The organism is uncultured Flavonifractor sp. (assembly GCF_944383115.1).
Classification (GTDB): domain Bacteria; phylum Bacillota; class Clostridia; order Oscillospirales; family Oscillospiraceae; genus Flavonifractor.
Genome location: NZ_CALWOJ010000108.1, coordinates 1 through 6,011, shown reverse-complemented (window position 1 = coordinate 6,011; position 6,011 = coordinate 1). Strand labels below are relative to the sequence as shown.

9 protein-coding genes and 2 tRNA genes are annotated in these 6,011 nt (G+C 58.7%); 2 read left to right on the top strand and 9 right to left on the bottom strand.

Going from position 1 to position 6,011, the window contains the following annotated elements:
• Positions 1-138 precede the first annotated feature (138 nt).
• Both Q0K43_RS09835 and Q0K43_RS09830 read left to right on the top strand, forming a co-directional pair.
• Positions 139-213: transfer RNA gene (locus tag Q0K43_RS09835), tRNA-Gln, on the top strand.
• 3 nt (positions 214-216) lie between these two features.
• A tRNA-Lys gene (locus Q0K43_RS09830) sits at positions 217-292 on the top strand.
• 62 nt (positions 293-354) lie between these two features.
• On the opposite strand, the gene Q0K43_RS09825 is transcribed toward Q0K43_RS09830, so the two are convergent.
• The 9 genes from Q0K43_RS09825 to Q0K43_RS09785 all read right to left on the bottom strand — a co-directional run bounded on the left by Q0K43_RS09825 (position 355) and on the right by Q0K43_RS09785 (position 5,528).
• Positions 355-1,287: a hypothetical protein gene (locus tag Q0K43_RS09825; protein WP_297290362.1), complete on the bottom strand. Its 933-nt coding sequence runs from the start codon at positions 1,285-1,287 to the stop codon at positions 355-357.
• Positions 1,265-1,507 (bottom strand): helix-turn-helix domain-containing protein, encoded by a 243-nt coding sequence (locus Q0K43_RS09820; RefSeq protein ID WP_297290361.1) that lies wholly within the window; start codon positions 1,505-1,507, stop codon positions 1,265-1,267. The genes Q0K43_RS09825 and Q0K43_RS09820 overlap by 23 nt, the downstream gene beginning before the upstream one ends.
• Before the next feature lie 9 nt (positions 1,508-1,516).
• Positions 1,517-2,488 carry a hypothetical protein gene (locus Q0K43_RS09815; protein WP_297290360.1) on the bottom strand — a complete coding sequence of 324 codons (972 nt, stop codon included), beginning with the start codon at positions 2,486-2,488 and terminating at the stop codon, positions 1,517-1,519.
• A 148-nt stretch (positions 2,489-2,636) separates the two neighbouring features.
• Positions 2,637-3,104, bottom strand: coding sequence for a phage holin family protein (locus tag Q0K43_RS09810; protein ID WP_297290359.1), 468 nt, complete (start codon positions 3,102-3,104; stop codon positions 2,637-2,639).
• Positions 3,105-3,773 (bottom strand): peptidoglycan recognition protein family protein, encoded by a 669-nt coding sequence (locus Q0K43_RS09805; protein ID WP_297290358.1) that lies wholly within the window; start codon positions 3,771-3,773, stop codon positions 3,105-3,107.
• Complete coding sequence (locus Q0K43_RS09800; protein ID WP_297290357.1) at positions 3,766-3,900, bottom strand: XkdX family protein; 135 nt, start codon at positions 3,898-3,900, stop codon at positions 3,766-3,768. Before Q0K43_RS09800 ends, Q0K43_RS09805 begins: the two co-directional genes overlap by 8 nt.
• Positions 3,897-4,193: a toxin-antitoxin system toxin subunit gene (locus tag Q0K43_RS09795; RefSeq protein ID WP_297290356.1), complete on the bottom strand. Its 297-nt coding sequence runs from the start codon at positions 4,191-4,193 to the stop codon at positions 3,897-3,899. Before Q0K43_RS09795 ends, Q0K43_RS09800 begins: the two co-directional genes overlap by 4 nt.
• Entirely contained in the window at positions 4,177-5,271 is a 1,095-nt protein-coding gene (locus Q0K43_RS09790; protein ID WP_297290355.1) for a hypothetical protein, read from the bottom strand. Before Q0K43_RS09790 ends, Q0K43_RS09795 begins: the two co-directional genes overlap by 17 nt.
• Entirely contained in the window at positions 5,268-5,528 is a 261-nt protein-coding gene (locus Q0K43_RS09785; RefSeq protein ID WP_297290354.1) for a hypothetical protein, read from the bottom strand. Before Q0K43_RS09785 ends, Q0K43_RS09790 begins: the two co-directional genes overlap by 4 nt.
• Positions 5,529-6,011: the final 483 nt, after the last annotated feature.

Sequence of the window (6,011 nt, the reverse complement as noted above, 5' to 3'; positions counted from 1 at the left end):
TGGGTGTAGTTCAGTTGGTAGAGCATCGGATTGTGGTTCCGAGTGTCGCGGGTTCGAGTCCCGTCACCCACCCCATAAAATGAATGGCGGAAGGGCCGGAGCGTCCGCTCCGGCCCCTTTGCTATTGACCAGCTATGTTGGGGTGTAGCCAAGTGGTAAGGCACGGGACTTTGACTCCCGCATTCGCTGGTTCGAGCCCAGCCATCCCAGCCATCTGACTCGTTAGCTCAGTCGGCAGAGCAACTGCCTTTTAAGCAGTGGGTCCGGGGTTCGAATCCCCGACGGGTCACCAAAAGATAACCCCTGTAGTCTGAACGACTACAGGGGTTTTTTGTTTTTACAGCTTTTTCGCAGTCATGCCGATCCGCCGGTGTTTTGCGTCTGCACCGCCACCGGACAGCCTATGCCTTCCTCGTCCAAAAACCAGAGTTCGCCGGTAAAGCTGCCGTCTGGCTGGGGGGAGAGGGTGGTGTAGGTCTGGCCGTCCCGTTCCTCATCCTGACGGATCAGGATACAGGCTGTGCCCTCTGCAAGAGGAAGCTGATAGCTGCCGTCGGTCAGGGCCAGGGCCTCTGCCTCGGTCAGCGTAGTCTGGTTCAGAAGCACCCCGTTTTCATCCAGCTGGAAGAAGGTACAGGACTCCAACCGGGGAATCATTTCCATACACAGTTCCACCGAGAGAGCATCATGTTGGGTGGCGCCGTTGATGGTGGAAGTGTATTGGGTTTCCTGCTGGAGGATAAAACCGCCGCTGCCATAGGACTGTCCTCTGGTCAAATAGAGGGAGCCGTCCTCCCGCTGATAGACTTGACAGGCTGTCCAGTGATAGCCAAGCCCGCCGGGGGCAGGCGTGGTTGCTGCGCCCCAATACAGCTTACCGGAGAGAGAATGGGTACTCCCGGTATCCGTGATATGGATGTTATGGACCACCTCCGCCACACCGCTTTGGAAAGCAACCGTGGCGGAATAGGGGTCCTCCGGGTCGGTGGGAGGAAGAAACTCAAAGAACAAAGCCTTCCCCTCCAGATCGGTGAAGACGTATCTGCCGTTGCTCTGGCGTTTGGCATTCAGGATTTTCGTGTTCCCATAGGTCTCCCACTCCTGGTCAAAGTCATAATCAGCGGTGGGCAGGAGAACCATGTAGTAGCCCACCCAGCGGTCCTGAGCAGGGTTCTGGGCCTCCGGCCGGGCCAGGCTGACAGGCCGGAGCAATATCAGCAGCAGAACAAGGGCGATCCCTGTAGCCGGGATCAGCAACCGTCGGTCAGGGCGTCTCTTTGCCGTCATCATCCTCATCCTCCAATCGTCCGTCGAAGCGCAGGATATCCCCCACGTCGCAGTCCAGATAGTAGCAGATTTTATTGATGGTGTGAAAGCGCACACCGTTGGCCTTGCCGGAGCGCAGGATGGACAGGTTGGCCTCGGTGATGCCCACCTTGGCGCACAGCTCCTTGGCGGTCATATGGCGGTCTTTCAGAATCGCGCTCAGATGTACGGTAATGGCCATAGCGGCACCTCAGATAATGGATTGGTTGTCCTCCTGGAGTTCTTTGCCCTGCTGGAGGCAGCGGCACAGCAGGTAAAGAGCGGTGGCCAGCACCAGAGAGGACAACGGGAGATACACCTGAAAATCGGACTGGAGCGGGAACGCCAGGAAGGCAAGCTGAAACAGGTTTTTCAGTGCGGTGAGCAGGGCGGACCACACCACCAGCTGCCGGCACCAGGTGGCCGTAAGAGTACACCTCTCCACAGCCTCCTGGCTGAACAGCCCCGCTTTCAGCACAGCGGTGAGAGAGGCAGCCTGGGCCAGTACAAAGGCGGTAAACAGGTCGGCCACCAGAGGCAGCAGCATCAGAATAAACTGGAGGATCAGACCGGCGGTAATGGCGTCGTTCACACTGTTGGACTCAAAGATCAGCTCATAACCGGAAGGGTTGTTCAACGACGCCTGGATGGCCTGGCTGGCAAACCCGCCGATCCGGCTGTATGCCGTTCCAAAGGCTGCCACCAGGGCGCAGGCCCACAGCAGGATGCGAAGCACACCGGCCAGCCGGTCAGTCTCCTCGCCCTCCAGCCGCCGCAGCATCTGTAGAACCAGCCACGCTGCCAACAGGGAGAGGTAGACACACAGGGAGATGAAGGGCCACATCTCCGGCAGCGGCACGGGAAGAAAGGTTGGGTTGACGGAAAAGAACACCATGCACAACCCCACCCCACAGGCGGGCAAAAGCAGCCAGTCCTCCCATACCAGCGGCCTCCGGCCCTTGGGCAGCGCCAGAAGCAGCAGGGGCAGAAGGGTGATGACCAGGGTGATGGCCCAGGCTCCCAGGTTGCCCCAGAGGCCGGACAGGGAGAGTTCCCGCAGTCCCAGGCCAGGTGCAGCCAGCAAGCCCGTCCAGATCTGAGGATCGCTGCCCGATTGTGCCAGTGCCGCCAGAGCCCCTGCCAGGGCGGCGCACAGCAGGATCAAACTATGTCTGCGTGTCATATTCCTCACCTCGAATTATTGTTTTATTATAATTTCATCTTGAGCATAGCAGAAAAATTATTGTTTGTCAATAATTATTTAGGGGCTTATGTTTCAAAAAAGAAGGACAGCCTGTAAGGCTGTCCTTCTTTTTTGGGGATGTCTTTGTTCAGCAGTCTTTGCCGGACGAAGGGGCACTTTCGTCCACCTGAGATTTCAGCGCCGCTATGGCTTTGGCCAGCCATTCCGGGACAGGCGCACCCAGAGCGCCGGCATTTTCAATAATAGAACCCGCCTCGGTCAGGATATACCAGATCACCACCAGGGGACATAACAGCACGGTATAGGTAAAAGGCAATTCCACCCCGGGCAGGTTGGCCAACAGATGACCGATAACAGTATCCAAAATGGCTGCAACCATGACGGCCACCACACTGCCCAGCTTGTGCCAGATCCCGTCCCGGGCGGACTTGCTGGACCACTCCCCCGCCCGCAGCGCCGCGGCGGAACCGGCGGCATAGTCGATGACCATACATACTACCCAGGCCACCACCACCCAGCCGAACCACCCCCACAGGGCGGTAAGGGCTCCGCAGAAGGCGGCTACAGCCGCTTTAAAGGCATTGACATGCTCCATTCAGCTCCCTCCCTTGATGGCTTCGGCCAGTTTCACCAACAGTTGATCTCCGAACCGATAGGACCACAAAAATTGTATGGTCTCGTCGCTCAGTCCGGCCCTACCCTTTAACAGACTCTTTGCTTCCTCTACGCTCACGTCTTGTTCCTCCAATCTCTCATTGACCCGGGCGGCGATATCCCCGAACCGGCTGTACAGATAATCTCCCGGACAGGCCTTGGCGGCAAACCACCGGTGGGCCGTCATATTCTGCTTGTCCACCTGTCCTGCCAAGGACTTGTCGCCTTGCCACAGCAGTTTTTTGATGCCATTTCGTTTGCAGATATCGGCGCACAGATCGATAAGGGCGGCATACGCCGTATCTGTCACGGCATAGGGGTGCTGTGCCTGACTGGCCACCTCAATGGTCACCGCCCGGTGGTCGTTGGCGGCGTTGGAGCTGGCCCAGGATCGGTCTGCCTCGTCTACATAAAGGGCAATCCGCCCGTCGCTGCCAATACCGTAGTTGGATGAGGCCTGCCGGGCGCTCTGGGCAAACAGGGCGCCGCAACTCTCCACTGAGGCGTCGGAGGCCATGCAGTGGATGGTAATGGTATCGATCCGGTGGTTCCGGGGGCTGGTGCGGTTGGGAGACGGTTTCGCATAGACCACCAGGGAACTGTTACCCATTGTCCTTCTCCTTTACTATGGCGTCGCAATCCTCCTGAGACAGCTTTCCGGCGCTCACCAAAGTCTGAAGCCGCTCCAGATCCCACATTCTGGGATAATATTTTTTGGCCAGCTCATACACGTTCACAGTTCCACCCCCGTCATAATAGCCAGATAGTCCACGTCTGCACGCAGTTGCTCCATCTCGGTAGGCTCCGACTGTTCCGGCGTCTCCACCTCAGGTATCTGACCGGGGGTCAGACCCACCAGCACACCGTCCTGAATCGTCAGGTCGCAGAACCCTTTACAGCTCCAGGCCGCCTCCTCCAGCTGGGGCGGCACAGCCACCCACCCTTCCAGCCAGCACGCAGTCCGATGGCTTTGACGCTGTAAACCGTGACCGCCATCCGCCCTGGCCTTGATCTCAATGATGCTCAACATCCAGATCCCTCCTGATCCATATAAACAAATGATACAGCAGCCGGCGCAGCAGGCTTTTCTTTTCCGGCTGTTCGCTTCTGCGCTGCTTTAACCACTCCAACAGCCGTCCGCTGCCCCAGTCCTTCGCCCCCAATTCCAACCGGGGTTCTCCCAATCGGGCCATGCGTGTCTGTCCTCTGCGTATAAAGCGCAGCAGCAAGGGAACCAAGGTCACCGGCTTTGGCGTTCTGGCCGGAAGTCCCACTTTTCGATAGCTTCGGCGCGGCTTTACTTCTTCCGCCGGAGGCAGGTCATTGAAATGTTCCATCAGCCGCTCCTCCAGGTGATCCAGTCCCCGCACCTCGATCTGCCCGCCCAAAGACAGGTTTTCCACCCGCTTGAGGCCGCACCGGATGGAGCGCAGCACCGAGGCGTGATCCACCCCCAGTAGCGAACCGATCTCCCGTAGGCTGAGCCACTCGCCATAATAAAGGTATAAATAGGTCTGCTGCCGGATGGTGAGGCGATCCAACACCGCTTTCAGCACTTCCGGCCTGCTCAGATCCACCACCATCGGCCCGCCCTCCTGCCGGCCCAACAGCTGATAAAGCGCCCTTGCATCCTCCGCAATGCGCTTTTCCCCACGGCGCAGGGTGCGGCAGACTGTGGAGCGATGCCTGCCCGTCTCCCGGGCAATCTGGGCCGCTTTCTTGCCCTGGTCAGCCTCGGCCAGATATTTTTCCTGCGCTTGGGTGACTCCTCTGCGCGCGGCCCGTACCGCCAGGCGCATTTTATCCCGGTCTGTGGGTCCCTCCGGCAAGTCGGCTTCTTCCAGTTCCGTCCACGTCTGATGCTGGATCCGATCCCAGCGCCAGCCTTCCACTCCGCTCCAGGTGGCGCCGCCCCGTCCGATCCTGTGTCCGGGCAGCAGCTCCCGCAGCTGCCGGGCGCAGTCCACCAGATCCTCTTTTACACGGGCCAGATCCCTTTCAATGGCTGTCTCTTCCCTGCCCCGCGCCTGTCCCAGCCTGGCTTCCAGTTCCCTTTTTTCCGTCCGCAGAGCGCAAGCTCTCTCTTTGATCTCTGTCGCTTTACTCATGGCTGCTCGATCCGTGGCGCCACCAGGCCTACCGTGGTATACTTCCAGTTCCTTGGCCGGGTGTAATACTCCTCCGCCAACCGCCGCAGATCCCGCATCTCCGTCAGCATCTGCTGGAGCAGCGCGATCTCCCGTGAGATTTGATGCCGGTCCACCCCTTCCGCCTGTTCCAGTCGCCGGCGGGCGGCATCCAGTCCAACGCGCAGCCGAATGGCCGCATCCCGATATTGCCCGGATAACTCCCACAGTTTGGCCACACGGTTCACCTCCTTTTTATCCGGTAAGACTTGCTCCGCCTGCCGTCTGACCGCTGTGAAAAGGAGCCTCATCGCCCCTTCACCCAAAGGGTTCCCTCCCCCGCCTGTTGCATCATTTCGTACATCCAGCTGCAAAAGTATCTCATATCCCCAAAATGGGCATAAAAAAAGCAGGCTGTCGCCTGCTCCTCATCGTTTATCTTCGCCGCCGCACTCCTGCGCCTGCCGCCGGAAAAAGCACAACCCCCCGGCCATCCAACGTGACCGGGGGGCTACTTTTCGACCTGGGGTTCAATCACTAGGCTTACCTCGACTTTCTACAGATTTGCCACGCATTTGGAAGGACTCGGTCTTGGGTTTCCTGGTTCACTGTCTCCTGCAACGCTAACTACCCTGATTTCCGTCTTCAGCGAACTTCGCATCTGAGGTTTCCGGGTCTCCTCGCTTCAATGAGTTTGTTGGGAACACGTGTTGCCTAAAACG